Genomic DNA, 23,027 nt, shown 5'->3' on the forward strand with positions numbered 1-23,027 from the left:
CCCAGAACCAATCGACTCGATTAATACTTTTGTAAAGTTTTGACGGTGGCCATTCTTAACTTTATAGCCTTTCCTTCTCTTCTTCTTAAAGACAATTACTTTGTCTCCTTTTACATGACCGATAATCTTACCAGACACCTTAGCACCCTTCACAGTTGGGGTACCTACTTCAACTTTACCTTCATTGTCGACTAACATTACGTTATCGAACTCTACGGAAGCGCCTTCTTCGCCCTCCATTAATGGAGCATAAACGAACTGGTCTTGCGTTACTTTGAACTGCTTTCCTGCTATATCTACTATTGCGTACATTTTGAACGGTTTTTCAAAAACGGACTGCAAAGGTAATAGAATGTTTGCGAAAAACAAACCAAACTAAAAGCATAAATGCAAGAGAAATCTCAATATTAAATTTTCACTTTTTTTTGCCCCTTCATACGCCGAAAAAAAGGATAAGTTTTAATCTAAACTGCACCTTGTATTACACTTAATAGCAGCTACTTAACAGCTATTTTTAACTTCATGTAAAACAGAAAACAACTAAAGATTTAGCGTTGATTTTTCACCTAGTTTTTGTAATATTTGTCAAAGGTTACGACCCCAATAAACAACCTATCCTCTGGTCGAAGTCTAACTCATAAGAGTGTCAAGACTTTAGCTAGAAACTCTTAAAACATTTAGAGATTTCCTCGAAGGTTTTCCTTCGATTATGTGTGTTTATGTGAAGAAGAACACTTCTTCCACGTGACTTATTATTGTACGACCCCAATAACTGAAGATTAACATGAGTGAATTGACGACGACTGCCACGCAGGAGCCCCTATTGAAGGAGAACAAAAATCGTTTTGTTCTTTTCCCTATTCAACACGATGACATTTGGCAGTATTATAAGAAGGCAGAAGCCAGTATTTGGACCGCTGAAGAAATTGACCTTCACCAAGACCTTACCGATTGGAATGATAAGCTTACTGAAGATGAGAAATACTTTATCAAACACATTCTTGCCTTCTTTGCCGCTTCTGACGGAATTGTAAATGAAAATCTGGCAGAAAACTTCGTAAACGAAGTTCAGTACACAGAAGCAAAATTCTTTTATGGTTTCCAGATTATGATGGAAAACATACACTCAGAAACTTACTCCTTATTAATAGATACCTACATTAAAAACCCTCAAGAAGCCAACGAGCTCTTTAATGCAATCGAAACTTTCGATGCAATTAAGAAAAAGGCGGAGTGGGCACTAAAATGGATCGAATCTCCATCTTTTGCTGAAAGACTTATCGCTTTTGCTGCAGTAGAGGGAATTTTCTTCTCGGGTAGTTTCTGTTCTATCTTCTGGTTGAAAAAGAGAGGCCTTATGCCAGGTTTAACCTTCTCAAACGAGTTAATCTCAAGAGATGAAGGCTTACACTGTGATTTTGCTGTTCACCTTCACAACGAACACTTGATCAATAAGGTACCACAAGAGCGCATCAAAGAAATCATTCTCGATGCACTAGATATCGAAAGAGAGTTTATTACAGAGTCATTACCAGTTAGATTGATCGGTATGAATTCTGACCTTATGGCTCAGTACCTAGAGTTTGTAACGGATAGACTACTTGTTGAGCTTGGTTGTGAAAAGGTTTACAATTCAACCAACCCATTCGATTTCATGGAAATGATATCGTTGCAAGGTAAAACCAACTTCTTCGAAAAGAGAGTTGGCGATTACCAAAAAGCAGGAGTTATGAAGGATAAAGATGATACATCGGATGCCCGATCATTATCTTTTGATGCCGACTTCTAAGAAAATATTTAATACCCCCAAACCCCAATAAAAAATGTTAGTAATAAAAAGAGATGGCAGACGCGAGTCTGTCAAATTCGACAAAATCACCGCTCGGGTCGAAAAACTCTCCTACGGCTTAGATTCCAACTTCGTAGAACCAATCGATGTTGCTAAAAAAGTTATAGAAGGTCTTTTTGATGGTGTAAGTACACCAGAACTCGACAACCTAGCAGCAGAAATTGCTGCAACAATGACCGTTCGCCACCCAGATTATGCTAAACTAGCCGCTAGGATAGCCATATCTAACCTGCACAAAACGACGAGTAAATCTTTCTCCAACACCATGAAAAGGCTTTACACTTATGTAGACCCTAAGACTGGTGAAAATGCACCTTTAATTTCCAAAGAAACTTACGGTGTAGTAAAGAAAAACGCAGCGGCACTAGACTCTACAATCATATACGATCGTGACTTTAGCTATGACTACTTCGGCTTCAAGACACTAGAGCGTTCATACCTAATGAAACTCGATGGTAAAATCGTTGAGCGTCCACAGCACATGCTTATGCGTGTAGCAGTTGGTATTCATGGAGACGACCTAGATAAAGTAGTAGAAACTTACAATCTACTTTCTGAAAAGTGGTTTACGCACGCTACGCCTACCCTATTTAACGCAGGTACACCAAAACCACAACTATCATCTTGTTTCCTATTAACAATGAAAGATGACAGTATCGATGGTATTTACGATACGCTAAAACAATGCGCAAAAATATCGCAATCTGCAGGCGGTATTGGACTAAGCATTCATAACGTTCGTGCTAAAGGATCATACATTAAAGGAACTGGCGGAGTTTCTAATGGTATCGTTCCAATGTTAAGAAACTTTGACATGACAGCCCGTTATGTCGATCAAGGTGGAGGGAAGAGAAAAGGATCTTTCGCGATGTACATGGAACCATGGCATGCCGATATCTTTGATTTCCTTGATTTAAAGAAAAATCACGGTAAAGAAGAATTAAGAGCGAGAGATTTATTCTACGCACTTTGGATTCCAGACTTATTCATGAAGCGTGTAGAGGCTAACGAGGATTGGACTTTATTATGTCCTAACGAATGCCCAGGCCTATCAGACGTTTATGGTGAAGAGTTTGAAAAGCTTTATGAAAAATATGAGCGTGAAGGTAAAGGTCGTCAAACAGTAAAAGCACAAGACCTATGGTTTGAAGTGCTAGAAGCTCAGATCGAGACTGGAACACCTTATATGCTTTATAAAGATGCGGCAAACAAAAAGTCGAATCAGAAAAACTTGGGTACCATTAAGTCATCTAACCTGTGTACTGAAATAATTGAGTACACCGCACCAGATGAAGTTGCTGTATGTAACCTTGCTTCAATTGCATTACCGATGTATGTAAACGAAGAAAAGGGAGAGTACGATTTCCAAAGACTATATGATGTTACTTATGTAGCTACCATGAACCTAAACAAGGTAATTGATGTAAACTATTACCCTGTTCCGGAAGCTGAGAATTCTAACATGCGCCACAGGCCTATCGGACTAGGTGTACAAGGCTTAGCAGATGCATTTATTTTAATGCGTATGCCATTTGATTCAGAAGAGGCTAGAAAGTTAAACAAAGATATCTTTGAGACCATCTACTTCGCGGCAATGACTGCATCTAAAGACTTAGCTAAAGTAGAAGGCCCTTACGAAACGTTCAAAGGTTCTCCAGTATCTAAAGGCATCTTCCAATACGATATGTGGGGTGTAACGCCAGATTCTGGTAAATGGGATTGGGATTCATTGAAGAAAGAGGTGAAGAAACATGGTGTGAGAAACTCATTGTTAGTAGCGCCAATGCCAACAGCATCTACCTCTCAAATCCTAGGAAATAATGAGTGTTTTGAGCCATATACGTCGAATATTTATACAAGACGTACACTTTCGGGAGAGTTTGTAATTGTAAACAAGCACTTGATGAAAGACCTAATCAAATTAGGCTTATGGAACGGCGATATGAAGAACAAACTAATTGCTGCGCAAGGTTCAGTTCAGGATATCCCAGATATTCCAGAAGAAATAAAAGCTTTGTATAAAACAGTTTGGGAGATATCTCAGAAAGCAATTATTGAGATGTCTGCTGACAGAGGGGCTTACATTTGTCAGTCGCAAAGCTTAAATATACATATCCAAGATCCAAACTTCGGTAAGTTAACTTCTATGCATTTCTATGCTTGGAAGAAAGGATTGAAAACGGGTATGTATTACTTGAGATCAAAGGCAGCCACAAGTGCCATTCAGTTCACTGTTGATAAGGCCGCGGCAAGCGCCCCTACTGCAGCACAACTGGAGCAAAAAGCCGCTGATATGGCTTGCTCACTAGATGATCCTGATTCTTGTGAGGCATGTGGAAGTTAGTATAATTGGGGTTAATTATTGCTAACAGTAAACCCTGACCAATTGGTCAGGGTTTTTTTATACCCCATAGCTCAACAGCCTTCACACTCTTCGCCATCCTCTTCAAACTCGAGGGTTGAGTGCTTAATATTCAGATCGGCTAAAAGCAGCTTCGCTTTAGATTTAATTTCCGTTAATTCTCTCAAAGAATAAACCTTATCTAATACCACATGCGCTGATAGCACATGATACTCTCCATCCATAGACCAGACATGACAATCATGGATATCAATAATTTCGGGTATCGATTTTAACCCATCGTGAATAGCTGGAATATCAACATCGGCAGGTGTAGTCTGTAAGATGATTGAGAAACTCTTTTTTAAGTTAGCGATGACATTATAGATAATAAAAACACCTATCAAAACAGACAAAAGCGGATCGATAAACTGCCAATCGAAATACATGATTAACAAACTGCCTAACAGTACAGTTAACCAACCCAAAACATCTTCTAACAAGTGTAATCGAATCACTCTTTCGTTCATCGACTTACCCTTTTTGAGTCTAAGGACTGCCGCACCATTTACGATCACTCCAAAAATGGCAATAATCAGCATTCCCTGATCATCTACCTCTCCAGGATTAAAAACCTGTGGTGCTGCTTGGCTAATTATAATGACCGAACCAACCAATAAAATACCTGCATTAATAATTGCCCCGAGCAGTGAAAAGCGTTTATAACCGTAAGTGTACTTTTGATTACTATCTTTTGTATCTGATAGATGCTGGAAATACCAAGACAGGCCAATACTTATACTATCCCCCAAATCGTGCAAGGCATCCGATAAGATTGCCAAACTTCCTGTGAGCAAGCCACCAATAAACTCAATAATTGTAAAAGAGAAATTGAGAAAAAAAGCAACCTTCAGGTTCTTAGATCCATGGCTATGCTCCGCATGGTGGTGGTGATGGCCCATACCCTAAGATAAGATTATTCTCAGCGCAACAGGGCTTCAATTAAACGAAGTTCTTATTTATCGGTTTATTTTGAACAACCTAAACTGCACCTCATCCTCATTTTCTTGATCCAAAACTCTAAAATGGATGCCCTCATCACTAACAAATGAACTTGTACTCGACCGTAATTTTAATTCTATTTCATCAACTGGTAAGTCAGTATATGTCAATTTATAAGTATCTAGATCGACCAATATTAGCGTTGCCTTAAAAACATTAGGAACCGCCCTTTCACTTTCTTCAGTAAACTTGGGCTTGGCACCATGATAAAAAACTCGGTAAATAAATTTACCGTCTGGTGATATTAAAGTATTCTCATGATATGGTGGCTGCCGAGGGTTTTCGAAATAGTTAAAACCATCTTTTATTTTATCCTGTATTAAAAGGGATGAGTAGGCTGAATAAGCCGCAGCTTGGACTTCGGGTACACCAGCATAAACTGTTCTTATTAATTCACCATCTCGTTTAAAGACATAAAGACTATCTGACAATGGTGTAGTGCCGTATAAATGCTGGTCGTTACTAACAAAATGGATGGGGATTTCAGAAGCAAATTCTCCTCTTTTTCTACGTTCTTTTTTTATCTCTGTTACTTCATCAAAATTATTGATCAGCATTTTCGTCTGAATAAATTCATCAACGCCTTGATTTGACTCAAAATCAAACATTACCCGTTCATAATCTTCGCCTGTTCTGTTAAAGAGTGTCATAGTCATATCGATTCGACCATTTTCAAACTTGGAGACATTGTCAAAATGAAGTATTGGAACATCAGAAGAGATTACTGTTATTCCATTTTTTTGCCTACTACCAGCTGTCCTTTTAGTCAGTATTTCTGCCTGACTGTTTACCAACCGCACACCTCGGCTAGTTTTAATGAAGATTGAATCCATGGTATGAAAAAAGAATTCATGGCCGCCTTGAATCGCATTGGGACCAACCTTTTTTAAACTGATCTTACGAAACAAACTAGACGTCTGGTAATCATACATGTATATAGCATGAGCGTGCCTACCATAAAATACTAGATACTCTTTACCATCAATTTTTGATGATTTTAAACCTTGGAAGTTTAAAAAATCAGCTTCATTGTCCAGTGAGAATTTTTTTATTCCACCATCAACAATTGTGATTGAAGCATTTTCCAGATCGGAATTCTCTCTTTCAATATTATCACGCTTTCCACACGCACAAACAATGAAGAAACAAAGCAATAAAATGCAGCGAGTTTGGTGAAGAAGTTTTGCTTTCATAATGAATAGACTTTCCAGAGAAAAACACTCACTATTAATTTAGTTAAAAAAATTAAATCGCATGATGCGATAAACCTGCTACCTATTTAATTGAAATAGCCTAAACTGTACCTCATCTTCATTGTCTTGATCCAGAACTCTAAAATGGATACCTCTATTTGTTACGAAAACGTGTCGATTCATTGGTATGCCCAACTCGAGTTCAGCAACTGGTAAGTCATAATAAATGAGTTCCTCAGTTTCCAAATCAAGCACGATTAAAGTGGCACCTGTAACTTCTGGTTTTGGTCTATCCGATCCCTCCACAATCTTTGGCTTTGTCTCATGATAAAGAACCCTATAGATAAATTTACCATCAGGCGACATCAAAGTATTCTTAAACTGAGGGTCTTGCTTAGGATTCTCAATAGCCTGCATTCCATTTTTGAAGCGTTCAATTGACCTAACATTGGCGTAAGAGGCATAATCCGCAACCTCGATATCAGGAACACCTGCATAAATCCTTTTCACAAGTTCTCCATCACGAAAGGCATAAATAGTATCGGAGATCAGGTGACTCGCAAACAAGTACTGATCATTCTTAGAGAAAAACCTTTTATTATTCATCGTAAGTTTTCCTTGTTTGCTTCTTTCCGTCTTCACTCGTTTTACCTCATCATAATCACTAAAAATTAATTCCGAAGCTAAAAATTCATCCTCTAGCCGATCATTCTCAAAATCAAAAATGACCCTTTCCTTAGACTTGACTTGATACAGTATGAATTCTGTTGGTAAAGAGATTTCTCCATTATTATAAGTAGAGGCAAAATCGAAATTTGGCTTAGGACTGTCAAACCTCGGTATCTCATCCTTATTACCCAACTTTTTCTTTTGAAGCACCTCGCCATTGCTATCGATTAAGTATATCCCAAATGGAAGTCCATTAAAAAATATTGAATCCATCGTGTGATAGAAATAGGAAAAAACAAATTGAGTTTGAACCGCATTAGGGCCTTCTTTGTCCATTTCAGTTTTCTTTACTAACTCACCAGTAACGGCATCATATAAATAAATGGCATGCGCGTTTCTTGAATAAAAAGTTACTAAATCTTTATTGTTGAGATTGATTCCTCGTAGTTGCTGTAGTAATTGAAAATTAGCTTCAAGATCTAGTTTCAGTGTTACTATACCACCATCAACTATCTTAAGTTGAACCTCCTCTTCAGGTTGATCGGTCTCCGTAGCGATAGCACCATCGGACTTCTTATTTGAACATGAAAAAATGGATGCTAATAAAAGGAATACTAATCCTAGAAACGAAATTCTTGATTTTGCCGCGTTCATTGACCTTTCTATTTTACCTGAAGTAAAAAACGTCAAAAAGGAATTACAAAACTAAAAAGTTAATTATAGTTAATCATTAGAAGCCCAGCTGCGCCACTACAGCTGCCGAAGCGCCAAGAATTGAAATAGAGAAGCGTTTCCAATCCAGTTTATGATGTGGGTCTGACTCTATGAAAATAGTCGTGGAGATTTGAAGGAAACTACCCGCCACGATTGCAAAAAAGATAATTAAATAGCTATCTGGGAACCAATCCGAGTGCCCAAAAAATTCAGAAAAGAACAAACCTAATGGAGAGGCTAATGCGAATACTAACAAGAGCAAGACTGCCTTTTTTGTATTCTTTAACTGTGCCACTAGCAAGGCCATTAAGGCAAAAGCAGCAGGAATTTTATGCATTACAATTCCCAAAAGTATTTTTGGTGAACTACCATGACTATAAACCGAATCAGGGCTATGATTCGAATGAATAGAATCTGTCATAATGCTACCTTCCAAAAAAGAGTGTAGCCCAAGCGCAATCAAGAGAGAAGAAATTGAGTAGCCACCATGCTTGTGCACATGACCATGCTCCACGCCGTTAGAAAAGTTTTCTAGTACTTTTTGCAAGAAAAAACCAATTAGAATGTACAATCCGAGGCTAAAAGGATTCTCATCGCTCAGAAACAAATCTGGGATGATATGAATCACCGTCATTGAAAAAAGATAGGCACCAGCAAAAACAAGGAAATAGCTTATTCGCTGCTCACTAAAAGACTTTGTTCTGGTCAAAAGTAACCCAGGTATGGCTACACTTAAGAACAATATGAGCGCGTTAATTATCATTTTGAATTGCCAATTTTTGCAACAGGATTGCAAATATCGGAAAGAAAATGATTTTTAACTAAGAAAGGTTCCAAACGCACCTAAGAATCTCCGACGATTTTTTCCTTTAGTCCTGGCGATACATAGGTCACCAAGTCTTCATTCTCATCAGCATAAATAAAGTAAGCCTCTAAAGACGGGTCACTTTCAATCAGTGAAATACTCTCTTCAAGGCCCAGAACCATGCAGGCAGTGGCATACCCATCGGCGAGCATACAGCTAGGTGCCAAAACTATAGCGCTCAGCAAAGTTTGCATTTTGGGAAATCCAGTCACTGGATTGATCGTATGCGCAACCTTTTCTCCATTATCCAAGACTCTAAAGTTTCTGTAATTCCCTGAAGCTGCTAAACCTTTATCATCTAAATAAATGGCATCAAACAAATTGCCACGTCTAGTTTCGTCAGGTACCTCAATACCAATTTTCCAAATAGTCCCTTCCAGATTTCTACCCTTCGCTCTGACTTCCCCACCGATTTCTACCATATAATTATTGATTCCGACTGAAGCCAACCAATCGGCCACAACATCGATAGCCTGGCCTTTGGCAATTGCGGAAAAGTTCAGCTTTACTTCAGGAATCATTTTCTTGGCTCCATTCTGATCGAATGCTATCTTTTCAAAACCGACCAAAGATTTCAGAGAATCGACTTTTGCAGAGTCCAAAATCAGGGTTTTACCATCCCCGAAGCCCCAAGCGTCAATCAATAAGCCAATGGTAGGGTCAAAAGCGCCTTCAGAAGCCTTAAAAACCTGACGACTAGCCTCTAAGACCTGGTAGAAATATGGAGAATTAAAAGAAACCTCTCCTGTTTGGTTGAAAGTTGAAATTTCAGAGTCCGGTATATAGGTAGAAAGCGATTGATTAAAGTCACGCAGGAGCGAATCTATTTCCTTTTTGAAGCTTCTATTTTTAGCGTCTAAATATTTGATGTTGTAACCAATAGTCCCCATGGTGATACCTTTTACATATACCTCCTTGGGCTGACCTTCGCGATACTTCCAAACTACAAAGATCGCGATCATCAATACCAACAAATAAACTCTAGATCTAGTATTCTTATCCATAGCCAATTAATTACTGTAAAGATAGCTCAAAAGTGGGCGCTGTACACACACGGAATATTAAACTTGCTCTAAGAAAGCATCATCCCTTTGAATCTTTTATCTTGTAAAAAAATTCTAGCATGCGTGAGGATTACTTGAGTGCGAGCGATGACGACTTAAATCCTATTGAAAAGGACATTGATAGAGCTTTAAGACCCTTAAGTTTTGACGATTTTACTGGGCAACAGAAGATTGTCGATAACGTGAAGGTCTTTGTAGAGGCTGCTAAACAAAGAGCCGAACCGTTGGATCATGTACTACTTCATGGCCCTCCAGGTCTCGGAAAAACAACACTATCTCACATCATTGCCAACGAATTAGGGTCTGAAATCAAAGTAACTTCAGGACCAGTACTTGATAAGCCAAGTGATTTGGCAGGATTGCTCACCAACCTTGAAGAGGGCGATGTACTCTTCATAGACGAAATCCATCGGCTTAACCCAATCGTTGAGGAATACCTTTACTCGGCTATGGAAGACTACAAAATCGACATTATGCTCGATTCTGGACCCAATGCTAGAACAGTCCAAATTAGTTTGAATCCGTTTACCCTTATTGGCGCCACAACGCGATCTGGTTTATTAACGTCTCCACTTCGGGCACGATTCGGGATCAATGCTAGGCTAGAATATTACGACTCTAAACTTTTGACGCTCATCGTCGAGCGATCCTCTGATATTCTAAACACTCCTATAAAAGAAAATGCGGCATTTGAAATTGCGCGCAGAAGCAGGGGCACTCCTAGAATAGCGAATAACCTATTAAGAAGAACGCGAGATTTCGCCCAGATAAAAGGCACTGGAACTATTACATTGGAAATTAGCCAATTAGCCTTGGATGCCTTGGATGTAGACTCTCATGGTTTGGACGAAATGGACAACCGCATTCTTTCTACGATCATAGAAAAATTCAAAGGTGGTCCAGTTGGGATATCGACCATTGCTACAGCCGTAAGCGAAGAAGCAGAAACTATTGAAGAGGTATATGAGCCATTCTTAATTCAGGAAGGATTTCTGAAAAGAACCTCTCGCGGAAGAGAAGCCACAGACTTGGCCTACGACCATTTGAAATTGAAAAGACCTGGAAATACGGGGACGCTATTTGGTTAATGAACAACCAAATTTCAAATAATACCCGCTTAGTAAAAGCCACAGCCCAAAAACTCGGTTTTGATTTTTGTGGGATTTCAAAGGCGGAGTTTCTTGCTGAAGAAGCACCAAGGCTTGAAAACTGGCTAAAACGTGGTGCTCACGGAAAAATGAGCTACATGGAAAACCACTTCGATAAGCGCCTTGATCCGACTAAACTAGTACCCGGTGCCAAAAGTGTGGTTTCCTTACTTTACAATTACTACCCAGAATCAGATTTATCGGCCGAGGAGCCCTCTAATTATAAAATAGCTAAATATGCCTATGGTACGGACTACCATTTTGTGATTAAGGATAAGCTCAAAACCTTTCTACAAGAGTTGAATTCAGAAATTGGAGCCATTGATGGGCGGGTTTTCGTAGATTCGGCACCAGTAATGGAGCGACAATGGGCGGAAAAATCGGGACTGGGCTGGATTGGCAAGAACACTCTTTTGATCAATAAAAATCAAGGCAGTTTCTTTTTTCTAGCTGAATTAATAATCGATCTGGAACTGGAAGTAGATGGCCCAATTAAGGATTATTGCGGCACCTGTACCAAATGCATAGATTCCTGTCCTACAGATGCTATTACACCCTATGAACTAGATGCGAGTAAATGTATTTCTTACCTCACCATAGAGCTAAAGGATAATATCCCGCAAGAGTTTGAAAATAAAATGGAAGGTTGGGCCTTTGGCTGTGACATCTGTCAGGATGTATGCCCATGGAATCGCTTTTCAAAAAAGCATTCTGAGCCAGCATTTTCTCCGAAAAAGGAGCTGATTGAATTATTTAACAATAATTGGCAAGATTTAACAGATGAAGTTTTTAGGGTGGTTTTTAAAGGATCGGCTGTGAAAAGAACGAAAATGAGTGGTCTAAAAAGGAACTTAGACTTCCTTAAAAAAAGTTAAGCCCATCATTTCTGACGGGCTGGTTTAATGATCTGGTTATGGCGCTAACACGAATTGACGGTCTATAATGGGCCCATAAACCTGCCCAAAATGAGTGTAACACCAGTTTTTAAGCTCTTTCAACTCATCTTCAACGAGTGACTTGATTGCTTTTCTTAACTCTCTCTCAAATAATCTTTTGTCAAAACTAACCTTTGAGAGGATAAGCTTGAAATACTCCAACATGTTAAGAACTTTTAGGGTTATGTATCTAATATCCGGTTAAGGACGTACCATTGATACGAACGAATTACACCAATGGTTATTCTCTTTTAAAAATGAATCTATCTTTGACATAGATTTTCAAAAGGAACTGAAAATAAGAAATAATAATGAGAAAGTCCAGCCATATTTTATCAACCTTACTAATGGTATTCATGACCTTGCCTGTCTTGCAAGCACAAGAGTTATCGGTACAATTAGGCAAGGATGAGGTAGGGCTCAATGAGCTTTTTACGATTACGGTTACACTACAAAACGGTAGCATAAAGAGCTACTCAGATTTCCCAGATATTGAAGGGTTTGCGAAGCGTGGCGTTTCTTCAAGTAGCAAAACCAATATCGTTAATGGACAAATTTCTTCCTCACAGAGTATTATTCAACGCTACCTACCTTTAGAGGAAGGAACCTATACGCTCCCTGATTTTAGTCTTGAGGTAAACGGAAAGACAGTTAGTTCCAAGGGAAAGCCCATTAAGATCGGTCCGCCGGTACAAAGAAATACTCGAAGAGGTAGACGCGACCCTTTTGGAAACCTTTTTGGCAGAGATGAACGCGGTGCCAGCACAACAGAATTTGTAGATGTTAAAGAAGACGCATTCTTAGCCTTAGTTACAGATAAAGACGAAGTGTATGTGGGCGAAGGCTTTACAGCAACCTTTGCCTTTTACGTAGCCGATGCCAACCGAGCCCCTCTTCAATTTTATGAAGCAGGGAAGCAATTGTCAAACATTCTGAAAGATCTAAAACCAGAAAACTGCTGGGAAGAGAATTTTAACATCGAAAACATCTATGGTGAAAAAGTAAACATCAATGGAAAAACTTACACGCGTTATAAGATTTACCAAGCAGCATTTTTCCCGCTAAACCTAGAGCCCGTTGTTTTCCCATCAGTACCTTTTGAAATGATAAAATATCGGGTGGCTAAATCTCCATCTTTCTTTGGCAGAGATCGGCAGGAAGATTTCAAAACTTTCAACACCACCGAAAAAGTCGTAAAAGTGAAGGCTTTACCTCCTCACCCACTCAAAGATGCGGTTGCGGTCGGTGAGTTTGAGTTGGATGAGAAAGTTGATAAGAACACTGTGGCCACTGGTGAAAGCTTTGAGTACAACTTCAATATTTATGGAGAAGGAAATATTTCTAGTATTCCTGATTTAAAAATACCTTCTACCAAGGATATCGATATTTACCCGCCGAACATTAGCCAAGACGTGAACAAAGGTGGAGGACGCGTTACAGGATCAAAAAAGTATAGCTATTATGGTATACCAAATGAGCCTGGATCATACGACCTAGAAGATTACTTCAGCTGGGTTTACTTTGACCCAAAGAAAGGCGTTTATGACACGCTTAGATCGGAAGTCAAATTGACCGTGACCGGGGAAAGCAAAAAGAACGTTTCTATTTCTTCTAGTGACTTGGGTTCTTTTTATGACAATATCGATTTGGCAGGAAACAAACTCCAGAAGCTAAAAGAGGATAATGCAGCTCAAATTATTGCCAATATTCTAATTATCGCTATGTTAGTAGCCGCTGGATTTATGTTCTTCAAGAAATAGGTTATTCCCTATCCGAAGAATCAAAATCTGGGGTAAAAATCTCAAAAATGGGGAGCTCTTTCGGTAAGATTTTCAAAATTCATACCTATGGCGAAAGTCATGGTCCAGCACTTGGTGTCGTTATAGAAGGTTGTCCCGCAGGACTTAACATCGATGAGTCTTTTATTCAAGCCGAATTAGATCGACGTAAACCAGGTCAGTCAAAAATCACCACCCAACGACGGGAAGCAGATGGTTTTGAAATACTCTCTGGCGTTTTTGAAGGAAAATCTACGGGCACACCCATCAGCATACTGATCAGAAATCAAGATCAAAAGAGTAAAGACTATTCTCACATTGCTGATAAATTTCGTCCATCACACGCAGACTATACATTTCAGGCCAAATATGGCATAAGAGATTATCGTGGTGGTGGAAGAAGTTCTGCTAGAGAAACAGTAGCACGAGTTGCCGCAGGTGCTATCGCTAAGCTTTTACTTCAGCATTATGGTATTACCTGCCAATCCTACGTCTCTCAAGTAGGAGCCCTAAAATTAGAAAAAGATTACACTGAACTGGACCTTAGTAAAACTGAAGACAACATCTTAAGGTGTCCTGATCCAGAAATAGCTGAGGCAATGATTTCCCTTATTGATGAAACCAGAAAAAACCGAGATACCATCGGTGGAATTATTACGGGGGTAATCAAGGGCACACCTGCGGGATTAGGAGAGCCTGTTTTTGATAAACTACATGCCGAACTTGGCAAAGCTATGCTGAGCATCAATGCAGTGAAGGGTTTTGAGTATGGAAGTGGTTTTGAAGGCGTCAAACTAAACGGCTCTGAGCACAACGATGCCTTTTATAAAGAAGGAGAAGAAGTAAAAACTCGGACCAACCATTCTGGTGGTGTACAAGGAGGTATATCCAACGGCCAAGATATTTACTTTAATGTCGCCTTCAAGCCAGTCGCGACGATAATGATGGACCAAGAAAGCATCAATGAAGACGGAGACAGCGTTACAGTCTCAGGAAAAGGCCGTCACGATCCTTGTGTAGTACCTAGAGCTGTGCCTATCGTTGAAGCAATGTCAGCTTTGGTTATTGCCGATTATTTGCTAATTAGCAAGGCTAATCGATTGTAATTAAATCCAATTTCTCAGTTATGAAAAAACTTCCGCTTCATGTAAAAATCATGATTGGACTCCTTGCCGGTATCATTTGGGCATTCGCTTCAAGTGCTTTAGGCTGGAATCAGTTCACCATCGACTGGATCGATCCATTCGGTCAGATATTCATACGAATGCTGAAATACATAGCTGTGCCATTGGTACTATTTTCAATCATTAGCGGTATTTCTGGTCTAAAAGACATGTCCAAACTAGGCCGAATGGGCGGAAAAACCCTCGGTTTCTATTTAGTGACAACGGTAACTGCCGTAGGTATAGGGTTACTCTTGGTAAACATAATTCAACCAGGCGCTTTAGTCGATGAAGATTCCAGAATAAAGAATCGATTAAGCTATGAAAGTTGGGCCAATTCTAATGGCGTAGAGATTCTAGATGGGAAAAACTTTACGAATGATCCAACTTACTCGAGTTACGATCGCGCAGCAGAAATGACCGAGGAGCAAAAGAAAATGGTAGCCGATAAACAAGCGGCGGCGATGGCCAATAAGGATGCTGGACCGATGAAGTTCTTGATCGATATGGTGCCTCAAAACATTGTAACGTCTCTGGGAAATGATAAACTGATGCTACAGGTGATCTTCTTTGGCATCTTCTTCGGTATATGTATGGCTGCTTTACCCGATGAAAAAGTAGCAGGCCTTTCGTCCTTTATCAATGGTGCCAATGAGGTATTTCTCAAAATGGTTGACTATGTAATGAAAGCCGCACCGTTTTTCGTTTTCTGTTTGCTTGCCGGAGTTGTTGCGAAAATGGCTGATACTCCAGCAGAAGTGATCGAAATATTTAAAGGACTCGCTACGTATTCGGTAACGCTAACCATCGGTTTACTTTTCCTCATTTTTGTATTCTATCCAATGATTGTTCGACTATTCGTGAAGTCATTGAAGTATAAAAAATTCTTTAAGAAAATCAGCCCAGCTCAATTAATGGCTTTTTCTACCAGTTCAAGTGCCGCTGCACTGCCTGTTACCATGGAGTGTGTTGAAGATAACTTGGGTGTATCTAAAAACGTGTCGAGTTTTGTATTGCCGATTGGTGCTACAGTGAATATGGACGGAACAAGCTTGTACCAGGCCGTTGCGGTAGTATTTATGGCTCAACTCCATATGGTTGATTTAAGCGTGACCCAACAGTTAACCATTGTATTAACAGCTACACTGGCCTCAATTGGTAGTGCCGCAGTACCGAGCGCAGGTTTGGTAATGATGGTAGTTGTACTTCAATCGGTAGGGCTAAACCCAGCTTGGATCGCTATTATTTTCCCAGTTGATAGAATACTCGATATGCTCAGAACTGTAGTGAATGTTACGGGTGATGCTACTGTGGCTACAATAGTGGCAAAAACTGAAGGAGAATTATCGGAAGACTAAGAACTTATCGGCTACCTTTGTAGTTAAGTAATTCAAAATTCAGAAAAATGAGAGCTGTTAGTATATACATGGAAGCCAACCCCAATCCAAACTCCATGAAGTTCGTAGCGAATTTTATGTTGTTACAGGATGGCATTAGCTTCGATTATCCCAATGTAACTGCTGCTGCCGACTCTCCTTTGGCACAAGCATTATTTGAGTTACCACATGTAGAACGTGTCTTTTACATGAGCAACTTTGTAACGGTAACAAAAGCTGAAGGAGTAGATTGGATTGAAATCCAGGATGGCATCAGGGATTTAATCAAAGGTTATTTAGAGCAAGAAAAACCACTCATTTTAGAGGAGTTGGACAAAGACCCTCTCTTTGACGAAAATGACTCTGAAGTGGTGAAAAAGATAAAAGGAATCCTAGATGAGTACATCAGACCAGCCGTTGAGCAAGATGGTGGAGCGATCGGCTTTGCATCTTTTGAAGAAGGGGTTGTGAAAGTAAACTTACAAGGTTCTTGTAGCGGTTGCCCTGCATCTGCTGTCACCTTAAAATCAGGAATTGAAAACCTCTTAAAAAGAATGCTACCAAATGATGTTACTGAGGTAGTTGCCGAAGGCGTTTAAACCTGGTCATAAAGCATTAAGAAGCCACTCTATTTCATTGATAGAGTGGTTTTTTTATGTTACCTATCAAACGATTGCATAACAATCAAAGAAACAATCAGACGCACTTCAGATTCAAAACCTTAAATTTGATTAATTACTCAACTGACTATGGCTTCGACTATCAAGAGAATCGGCGTTTTAACTTCCGGAGGTGATGCCCCAGGCATGAATGCAGCGGTAAGAGCTGTTGTAAGAGCCTGTATCTATTATGACATCGAAGTTTTTGGTGTTTATAAGGGTTATGATGGCTTGATAAATGCCAATATCAAGCAACTCTATGTGCGTTCGGTGTCCAATATTCTAAGCAGAGGTGGTACCTTTTTATTGACCGCAAGAAGCGAGGAATTCCGTACGAAAGAGGGCCGCGAAAAAGCTTACGAAAACTTTAAGAAATTCGATTTAGATGCCTTAGTCGTGATTGGTGGCGATGGTTCTTTTACTGGAGCCAACATATTCAGCCAAGAGTTTGACGTTCCTGTGATCGGCATTCCTGGAACTATTGACAATGATTTAGCAGGTACAGATTTTACCATTGGCTTCGATACGGCTTGTAATACGGCTCGTGAGGCTATCGATAAAATTAGAGATACAGCATCTTCTCATGAGCGCCTTTTCTTTGTAGAAGTTATGGGCAGAGATGCGGGTTTTATTGCTGTTAACTCCGCTATTGGTGGTGGTGCAGTGGCAATGGTCGTCCCTGAACACAACTGGACAATTGATGCGCTGATCAAGCGATTAAGAAAAGGGGCTGCCAATAAAAAAGCATCCAACGTTGTGGTCATTGCCGAAGGCTGCCAATTGGGCAATGCCTACGAAGTGGCCGATGCAGTTAAAAAGGAGTTGGGCTATTTTGATATCAGAGTAACCGTATTAGGCCACTTACAAAGAGGCGGCTCGCCTACCACTATGGACAGAGTACTAGCCAGTAGGCTCGGTGTTGCTGCGGTTGAAGGACTCCGACATGGAGAATCTAAAGTAATGGTGGGTATGATAAACAATGAAATTGCCTATACCCCAATCGGTCAAGCGATAAAAACAGAAAAACGCCTCGGTGCCGAGGAATTTAGAATCGCTAAGATTCTATCGATATAAAAAAAGGAGGCCAAAGCCTCCTTTCTATTTTAAAATCTGATTGATCTTAATTTCTGTTCATAGCATTCAATTCCTCAAATGCCTGTTCCAATCTTTTCACGATACTTTCTTCGCCTTTTCTTAACCAAACTCTCGGATCGTAATACTTCTTGTTTGGTGCATCTTCGCTTTCAGGGTTACCGATCTGTGCTTGAAGGTAGCCCTTCTTGTCGTTGTAATAAGCATGAATACCATCCCAACAAGCCCACTGAATATCGGTATCGATATTCATCTTAATAGAACCATAAGAAGTAGCTTCAGCAATCTTTTCTGGTTCAGAACCAGACCCACCGTGGAATACAAAGAATACTGGCTTTTCTTCCGTACCAAATTTTTCCTGAATGTAAACCTGCGAATCTTTTAGAATTGATGGCCTTAGTTCTACATTTCCTGGCTTGTAAACCCCGTGAACATTACCAAAAGAGGCAGCAACAGTAAAGATATCTCCTACTTGTCTCAAAGCATCCCATGCTTGAGCTACTTCCTCTGGCTGAGTATACAGTCTGTCAGAATCTACATCAGTATTGTCTACACCATCTTCTTCACCACCAGTAATTCCAAGCTCAATTTCGATACCCATTTCCATGGCATTCATTCGCTTAAAGTACTCACAGCTTATTTCAATATTTTCTTCTAGGGTCTCTTCAGAAAGGTCGAGCATATGTGTACTAAACAAAGGCTGACCGTTCTTTTTGTAAAAAGCTTCACCCGCATCGAGCAAACCGTCAATCCATGGAAGTAATTTTTTGGCTGCATGATCGGTATGTAAGATTACTGGAACACCATAATGTTCAGCCATTTGATGTACATGCATGGCGCCTGAAATAGCACCTTGAATAGAGGCATTATAATCTGTATTATCCAACGACTTCCCAGCGTAAAAAGCAGCTCCACTTACCGAAAACTGAATCATTACTGGCGAATTCACCTTTTTTGCCACTTCCAATACCGAGTTAATGGTATTAGTACCAATCACATTGATTGCTGGCATTGCAAATTCGTTTTCCTTAGCGTAGTTGAGGCAGTCTTTAAGCTCTTGACCATAAAGTACACCGCTTCTGAATTTTCCCATGTTATATCTAGTGTTTGAGATTCTAATTTGTTTGCAAAGAAAAGAAAATTTCCGTTTCCAAAATATAGCGTAGCAATGCAATTACCGAAGGGCCTAAAACATGTATAGCGCAACGAGTTGCGCTATACATTAAGTAAACTATAATAGAAATGGAGGAAATTACTGACAACAACTGAAATAGGGCTGATGATTTTAAGAACAAAAGCCTATTTGTACTTGTTGACTGAATGAAAGTAGTGATTTAAAAAATAATTATCAATCTAAGTGCCTTAGCACCAGTATACTACGCCAATATTGCAATCGATTGAAACAGCCAATACTCTCGATATGGGTATAAAAAATAATTTTTAAAATATTTTGTAAATCATGGCATAGTCAAAAGATATGGGCATATTTAAAATCAGTTTCAATAGATTATTCCAGAGGCAGCAATCATGAAAAGTGGGCAGGTAACGATCAAGGATATAGCGAAGGAATTGAACATTTCATGTTCGACAGTTTCAAGAGCTTTAAAGGATTTTCCCGGCATCAGCCCTACCACGCGTAAATCGGTCGTTGAACTAGCCAAAAAGTATAATTATCGCCCAAATGCGATTGCCCTAAGCCTAAGAAATCAAAAAACCAACGTCATCGGCGTGGTAATTCCTGAAACCGTCCATTTTTTCTTTTCAACAGTCATTAGCGGTATAGAAGATGCGGCCATGAAAGAAGGGTATAATGTGATGATATGCCAGTCTAACGAAAAGTACGAAAGAGAAGCAGACAGCATAGACGCATTAATGGGCGCCAGAGTAGATGGTCTTCTAGTTTCTATTTCCAGAGAAACGGCTGATTTAGCCCATTTGAAGAAAGTAGTTGACGAAGGAACACCGATGGTATTTTTCGATCGGTTAGTAGAAGGAATGAATGCATCGAGCGTAATTGTGGACGATTACCAAGGTGCCTATGACGCTGTAGAACATTTGATCAAACAAGGTTGCAAGCATATTGTACACCTATCTGGTCCTGATAATCTTATCATCGCTAGAAAAAGAAAAGAGGGATATCTTTCTGCCCTAGAAGATTACCAAATCCCTTTCACGGAAGAATACATAGTAGAGTGCCGCAATGGGTCTGAAATTGAAGCAGAAAAGGCCATGTCAGATTTGCTCAAGAGTAGTATTAAGATCGATGGCGTATTTGCCAACAATGATTTAGCAGGATTGGGCGCCATTAGTGCGGTAAAAAAGGCAGGAAAATCAATTCCGAAAGACATTGCCATAGTCGGTTTTAGCAACTGGCAATTTTCTTCATTGATCAACCCAGGACTTTCTAGTATTTCTCAACCAGGCTATGAAATGGGCTGTGAAGCTGCCAAGCTAATTTTAGAAGAAATTAACGCGAAAGAAAAGGGCAAAAGTCAGATCAAAATCCTTGATACTGAGCTAATCGTGCGAGATTCATCCAAGCGCTTACATTAATTCCAGAAATATCTTTTGCATTGCAAACGTTTGATTTGCATTGAATAGAAGAAAGCCACTTTCTACCCACCTTATGGCGGTATATGGGTTTATTTGCTGCACTTTTTTAGCTAATATAGAAGTCGCTTAGTCAAGTAAATAATACGGGAATACACCATTCATGAACTTCAAGAACGAATCCATCAGTGCCATAACTGAGCTATCGGTAAAAGAAAATATAGCAAGCGGAAAAGCAGGCAAATACAGCTTCAAACTCACAGCTTACACCCCGAAAATCATACGCGTACAAGTATCGAAATATGAGGTTTTCGAAGAGTATCCTTTTTCGGTAGTTCTTGAGCCACAGCAACCAGCGGTTAAAACGACTGAAAATGAATCCCACCTAGATTTTAACACTGAACATATTCACGCAAAAGTTCAAAAGAACCCTTTCAGACTAAGCTTTTATAATAATTCTGGTGATTTACTCAATGCAGATGATCCAAGTTTTGGTGTGAGTTGGTTAGGGGAAGAAGTCACAAACTACAAAGCCCTTGCTTCTGACGAAATATTTCTCGGTATGGGTGAAAAAGGCGGGGGATTGAATCGAAGAGGTTCGTCTTTTGACAATTGGAACTCCGACGCCTTTGGGTTTAATAATGACACCGACCCACTTTATGTTTCTACTCCTTTTTTCATTGGCGTAAGAGAAGGAAAACCGTATGGAATATTTCTGGACAATACGCACAAATCACACTTCAATTTTGGTACATCAAACAATGATCGTTTTAGCTACTTCAGCGCCGAAAGTGGTGATTTAAATTATTATTTCATTCAAGGCGATCACGTAAATGAAGTCATTACAGAGTATACAAAGCTGACAGGTGCCATGCATATGCCGCCCAAATGGAGCCTTGGTTTTCAGCAATGTAGATACAGCTATTATCCCGATCATGAAGTCTACAACGTAGCCGATACATTTAGAGAAAAGCAGATTCCTGCTGATGTGATCTACCTAGATATACACTACATGAAGGACTATATGGCCTTCACTTTTGACAATGAAAGGTTTCCAAACCCAAAGGCACTCATTGATAAACTGACTTCACAAGGTTTTAAAGTAGTTGTCATTTTAGATCCAGGAATCGCTACTAAAAAAGGCTATGGTACATACGATCGTGGAGTCGAAAAAGACGTCTTTATCAAATACCCAGATGGAACACCATTTGAGGCAAGCGTTTGGCCTGGAAATAGCCACTTTACAGATTTTACTTCGAAAAAAGGTAGAGACTGGTGGGCAGACGAATTGAAGTTCTATACTGATCTAGGATTAGAAGGCTTTTGGAATGACATGAACGAACCAGCTTGTTGGGGTCAAGACATTCCTAACATGATCGAGTTCGATTATGACGGTCAGGAAGTGAGCCATAAGAAAGCGAGGAATGTTTACGGCTTTCAAATGGTAAGAGCGACTTTCGAAGGCGCCAAAAAACACATCGGCAACAAGCGACCTTTCACGCTAACACGGTCAGGTTTTTCGGGCGTTCAACGCTACTCAGCCGTCTGGACGGGCGACAATGTTGCCGGAGATGACCATATGCTACTTGGCGTAAGACTCGTCAATAGTTTGGGAATGGCCGGCGTGCCTGTAGCTGGCTATGACGTAGGTGGATTTGTAGACGAAAGCAGTCCGCAATTATTTGCCCGATGGCTTGCCGTAGCTACTTTTGCCCCATTCTTTAGGGTGCACAGCATGGTCAATGTAAGAGACTCAGAACCTTGGGCCTATGGCGAAGAGGTGGAAGAAATTGCTAGAAATTACATCAACCTTAGGTATAAAATGATGCCATACCTTTATAGTTTGTTCTTTAAGGCGCATCAAAATGGCACACCTATAAACAAATCACTCGCGGTAGATTATACCAATGATCATGAGATTTACCATGGAAATGCACAGAACGAATTCACACTGGGCGACTGGTTATTAGTTTGCCCAACGACAACCACGCAAGAATATGCCAAAATTTATATTCCTGAAGGTAATTGGTATCGGTTTTTCACCGACGAAGTAGTAGCTGGTGGTCAGCATTATGTGGTTGAAACGAGCATGGAAGATTTGCCAGTTTACGCGAAAGAAGGAGCCATTATACCTTTGCAAAACGTGGTACAAAACACCAAAGAAGTGCATGATGGGGAATTAAAGTTGCACGTCTACTTCGGTCATGTAAAAAGCAGCCAGAATTATTTTGAAGACGACGGTGAAACTTACGCTTTTGAAGATGGCAATTATTACAAACGAGATATCAACTTCGATGGCGAGCAAAATTCGCTGGTTCTAGATGATAAAGAAGGAGCCTTTACCTCTACCTTCAAAAACCTGAAGGTTTACTTGCATGGGTTTGAAGCGACCGAATTTGAAATCAATGGAGTAGCTGCTTCATTGCAGCAAGAAGATATTAGATTGATCGATCCAATCACTGAATTTGATCCACTTCCTCAACGAGATAAAAAGGATTACCTGATCCGAGGAGTCAAATTCTTAACAACAGAATTTATAGATTCAGAAATTAGAATAAAATGGAGTTAA

17 protein-coding genes and 1 pseudogene are annotated in these 23,027 nt (G+C 39.8%); 11 read left to right on the forward strand and 7 right to left on the reverse strand.

Going from position 1 to position 23,027, the window contains the following annotated elements; all coding sequences use genetic code 11:
* Nucleotides 1–9: 9 nt before the first annotated feature.
* Nucleotides 10–312, reverse strand: a pseudogene (gene rplU / locus BFP71_RS06775) (50S ribosomal protein L21); the annotation flags it as partial.
* A gap of 472 nt (nucleotides 313–784) precedes the next feature.
* Here rplU and BFP71_RS06780 point away from each other — a divergent pair.
* Both BFP71_RS06780 and BFP71_RS06785 read left to right on the forward strand, forming a co-directional pair.
* Nucleotides 785–1,789 carry a ribonucleotide-diphosphate reductase subunit beta gene (locus BFP71_RS06780; protein ID WP_069834735.1) on the forward strand — a complete coding sequence of 335 codons (1,005 nt, stop codon included), beginning with the start codon at nucleotides 785–787 and terminating at the stop codon, nucleotides 1,787–1,789.
* A 34-nt stretch (nucleotides 1,790–1,823) separates the two neighbouring features.
* Nucleotides 1,824–4,193: a ribonucleoside-diphosphate reductase subunit alpha gene (locus BFP71_RS06785; protein ID WP_069834736.1), complete on the forward strand. Its 2,370-nt coding sequence runs from the start codon at nucleotides 1,824–1,826 to the stop codon at nucleotides 4,191–4,193.
* Between the two features lie 71 nt (nucleotides 4,194–4,264).
* Here BFP71_RS06785 and BFP71_RS06790 read toward each other — a convergent pair whose 3' ends face one another.
* From BFP71_RS06790 to BFP71_RS06810, 5 genes are all read right to left on the reverse strand, one after another.
* Complete coding sequence (locus BFP71_RS06790; RefSeq protein ID WP_069834737.1) at nucleotides 4,265–5,152, reverse strand: cation diffusion facilitator family transporter; 888 nt, start codon at nucleotides 5,150–5,152, stop codon at nucleotides 4,265–4,267.
* A 57-nt stretch (nucleotides 5,153–5,209) separates the two neighbouring features.
* The gene (locus tag BFP71_RS06795) at nucleotides 5,210–6,445 is read right to left on the reverse strand and encodes a DUF4221 family protein (protein WP_069834738.1); all 1,236 of its coding nucleotides are present in this window, start codon (nucleotides 6,443–6,445) and stop codon (nucleotides 5,210–5,212) included.
* 78 nt (nucleotides 6,446–6,523) lie between these two features.
* Nucleotides 6,524–7,768 (reverse strand): DUF4221 family protein, encoded by a 1,245-nt coding sequence (locus BFP71_RS06800; RefSeq protein ID WP_069834739.1) that lies wholly within the window; start codon nucleotides 7,766–7,768, stop codon nucleotides 6,524–6,526.
* Nucleotides 7,769–7,844: 76 nt separating this feature from the next.
* The gene (locus tag BFP71_RS06805; protein ID WP_069834740.1) at nucleotides 7,845–8,591 is read right to left on the reverse strand and encodes a ZIP family metal transporter; all 747 of its coding nucleotides are present in this window, start codon (nucleotides 8,589–8,591) and stop codon (nucleotides 7,845–7,847) included.
* An 80-nt stretch (nucleotides 8,592–8,671) separates the two neighbouring features.
* A complete protein-coding gene (locus tag BFP71_RS06810) occupies nucleotides 8,672–9,697 on the reverse strand; it encodes an FAD:protein FMN transferase (RefSeq protein WP_069834741.1) in 1,026 nt (341 codons plus the stop codon).
* Nucleotides 9,698–9,816: 119 nt separating this feature from the next.
* On the opposite strand from BFP71_RS06810, the gene ruvB reads away from it, so the two are divergent.
* The 7 genes from ruvB to pfkA all read left to right on the forward strand — a co-directional run bounded on the left by ruvB (nucleotide 9,817) and on the right by pfkA (nucleotide 17,890).
* Nucleotides 9,817–10,845 (forward strand): Holliday junction branch migration DNA helicase RuvB, encoded by a 1,029-nt coding sequence (ruvB, locus tag BFP71_RS06815; RefSeq protein WP_069834742.1) that lies wholly within the window; start codon nucleotides 9,817–9,819, stop codon nucleotides 10,843–10,845.
* Nucleotides 10,845–11,780 (forward strand): tRNA epoxyqueuosine(34) reductase QueG, encoded by a 936-nt coding sequence (gene queG, locus BFP71_RS06820; protein ID WP_069834743.1) that lies wholly within the window; start codon nucleotides 10,845–10,847, stop codon nucleotides 11,778–11,780. Before ruvB ends, queG begins: the two co-directional genes overlap by 1 nt.
* Nucleotides 11,781–12,196: 416 nt before the next feature.
* The gene (locus tag BFP71_RS06830) at nucleotides 12,197–13,600 is read left to right on the forward strand and encodes a BatD family protein (protein ID WP_245701825.1); all 1,404 of its coding nucleotides are present in this window, start codon (nucleotides 12,197–12,199) and stop codon (nucleotides 13,598–13,600) included.
* A 47-nt stretch (nucleotides 13,601–13,647) separates the two neighbouring features.
* The gene (gene aroC, locus BFP71_RS06835) at nucleotides 13,648–14,724 is read left to right on the forward strand and encodes a chorismate synthase (RefSeq protein ID WP_069834746.1); all 1,077 of its coding nucleotides are present in this window, start codon (nucleotides 13,648–13,650) and stop codon (nucleotides 14,722–14,724) included.
* A 20-nt stretch (nucleotides 14,725–14,744) separates the two neighbouring features.
* Nucleotides 14,745–16,139: a dicarboxylate/amino acid:cation symporter gene (locus tag BFP71_RS06840; RefSeq protein ID WP_069834747.1), complete on the forward strand. Its 1,395-nt coding sequence runs from the start codon at nucleotides 14,745–14,747 to the stop codon at nucleotides 16,137–16,139.
* Nucleotides 16,140–16,186: 47 nt separating this feature from the next.
* Entirely contained in the window at nucleotides 16,187–16,756 is a 570-nt protein-coding gene (locus BFP71_RS06845; protein ID WP_069834748.1) for a NifU family protein, read from the forward strand.
* A gap of 150 nt (nucleotides 16,757–16,906) precedes the next feature.
* A complete protein-coding gene (gene pfkA, locus BFP71_RS06850) occupies nucleotides 16,907–17,890 on the forward strand; it encodes a 6-phosphofructokinase (protein WP_069834749.1) in 984 nt (327 codons plus the stop codon).
* Between the two features lie 46 nt (nucleotides 17,891–17,936).
* On the opposite strand, the gene fbaA is transcribed toward pfkA, so the two are convergent.
* Nucleotides 17,937–19,001 (reverse strand): class II fructose-bisphosphate aldolase, encoded by a 1,065-nt coding sequence (gene fbaA, locus BFP71_RS06855; protein ID WP_069834750.1) that lies wholly within the window; start codon nucleotides 18,999–19,001, stop codon nucleotides 17,937–17,939.
* Nucleotides 19,002–19,435: 434 nt separating this feature from the next.
* On the opposite strand from fbaA, the gene BFP71_RS06860 reads away from it, so the two are divergent.
* Nucleotides 19,436–20,461, forward strand: coding sequence for a LacI family DNA-binding transcriptional regulator (locus tag BFP71_RS06860; protein WP_069834751.1), 1,026 nt, complete (start codon nucleotides 19,436–19,438; stop codon nucleotides 20,459–20,461).
* A gap of 160 nt (nucleotides 20,462–20,621) precedes the next feature.
* The gene (locus BFP71_RS06865) at nucleotides 20,622–23,027 is read left to right on the forward strand and encodes a glycoside hydrolase family 31 protein (protein WP_069834752.1); all 2,406 of its coding nucleotides are present in this window, start codon (nucleotides 20,622–20,624) and stop codon (nucleotides 23,025–23,027) included.

Source organism: Roseivirga misakiensis (genome assembly GCF_001747105.1).
Taxonomy (GTDB): domain Bacteria; phylum Bacteroidota; class Bacteroidia; order Cytophagales; family Cyclobacteriaceae; genus Roseivirga; species Roseivirga misakiensis.

What these genes read in the sequence shown, in the direction of transcription:
- BFP71_RS06845 (WP_069834748.1), top strand. Translation starts at nt 16,187, where the DNA reads ATGAGAGCTGTTAGTATATACATGGAAGCCAACCCCAATCCAAACTCC.
- fbaA (WP_069834750.1), bottom strand. Translation starts at nt 19,001, where the DNA reads ATGGGAAAATTCAGAAGCGGTGTACTTTATGGTCAAGAGCTTAAAGAC.
- BFP71_RS06810 (WP_069834741.1), bottom strand. Translation starts at nt 9,697, where the DNA reads ATGGATAAGAATACTAGATCTAGAGTTTATTTGTTGGTATTGATGATC.
- BFP71_RS06800 (WP_069834739.1), bottom strand. Translation starts at nt 7,768, where the DNA reads ATGAACGCGGCAAAATCAAGAATTTCGTTTCTAGGATTAGTATTCCTT.
- pfkA (WP_069834749.1), top strand. Translation starts at nt 16,907, where the DNA reads ATGGCTTCGACTATCAAGAGAATCGGCGTTTTAACTTCCGGAGGTGAT.
- BFP71_RS06805 (WP_069834740.1), bottom strand. Translation starts at nt 8,591, where the DNA reads ATGATAATTAACGCGCTCATATTGTTCTTAAGTGTAGCCATACCTGGG.
- BFP71_RS06860 (WP_069834751.1), top strand. Translation starts at nt 19,436, where the DNA reads ATGAAAAGTGGGCAGGTAACGATCAAGGATATAGCGAAGGAATTGAAC.
- ruvB (WP_069834742.1), top strand. Translation starts at nt 9,817, where the DNA reads ATGCGTGAGGATTACTTGAGTGCGAGCGATGACGACTTAAATCCTATT.
- BFP71_RS06830 (WP_245701825.1), top strand. Translation starts at nt 12,197, where the DNA reads ATGACCTTGCCTGTCTTGCAAGCACAAGAGTTATCGGTACAATTAGGC.
- BFP71_RS06780 (WP_069834735.1), top strand. Translation starts at nt 785, where the DNA reads ATGAGTGAATTGACGACGACTGCCACGCAGGAGCCCCTATTGAAGGAG.
- aroC (WP_069834746.1), top strand. Translation starts at nt 13,648, where the DNA reads ATGGGGAGCTCTTTCGGTAAGATTTTCAAAATTCATACCTATGGCGAA.
- BFP71_RS06840 (WP_069834747.1), top strand. Translation starts at nt 14,745, where the DNA reads ATGAAAAAACTTCCGCTTCATGTAAAAATCATGATTGGACTCCTTGCC.
- BFP71_RS06785 (WP_069834736.1), top strand. Translation starts at nt 1,824, where the DNA reads ATGTTAGTAATAAAAAGAGATGGCAGACGCGAGTCTGTCAAATTCGAC.
- queG (WP_069834743.1), top strand. Translation starts at nt 10,845, where the DNA reads ATGAACAACCAAATTTCAAATAATACCCGCTTAGTAAAAGCCACAGCC.
- BFP71_RS06795 (WP_069834738.1), bottom strand. Translation starts at nt 6,445, where the DNA reads ATGAAAGCAAAACTTCTTCACCAAACTCGCTGCATTTTATTGCTTTGT.
- BFP71_RS06790 (WP_069834737.1), bottom strand. Translation starts at nt 5,152, where the DNA reads ATGGGCCATCACCACCACCATGCGGAGCATAGCCATGGATCTAAGAAC.
- BFP71_RS06865 (WP_069834752.1), top strand. Translation starts at nt 20,622, where the DNA reads ATGAACTTCAAGAACGAATCCATCAGTGCCATAACTGAGCTATCGGTA.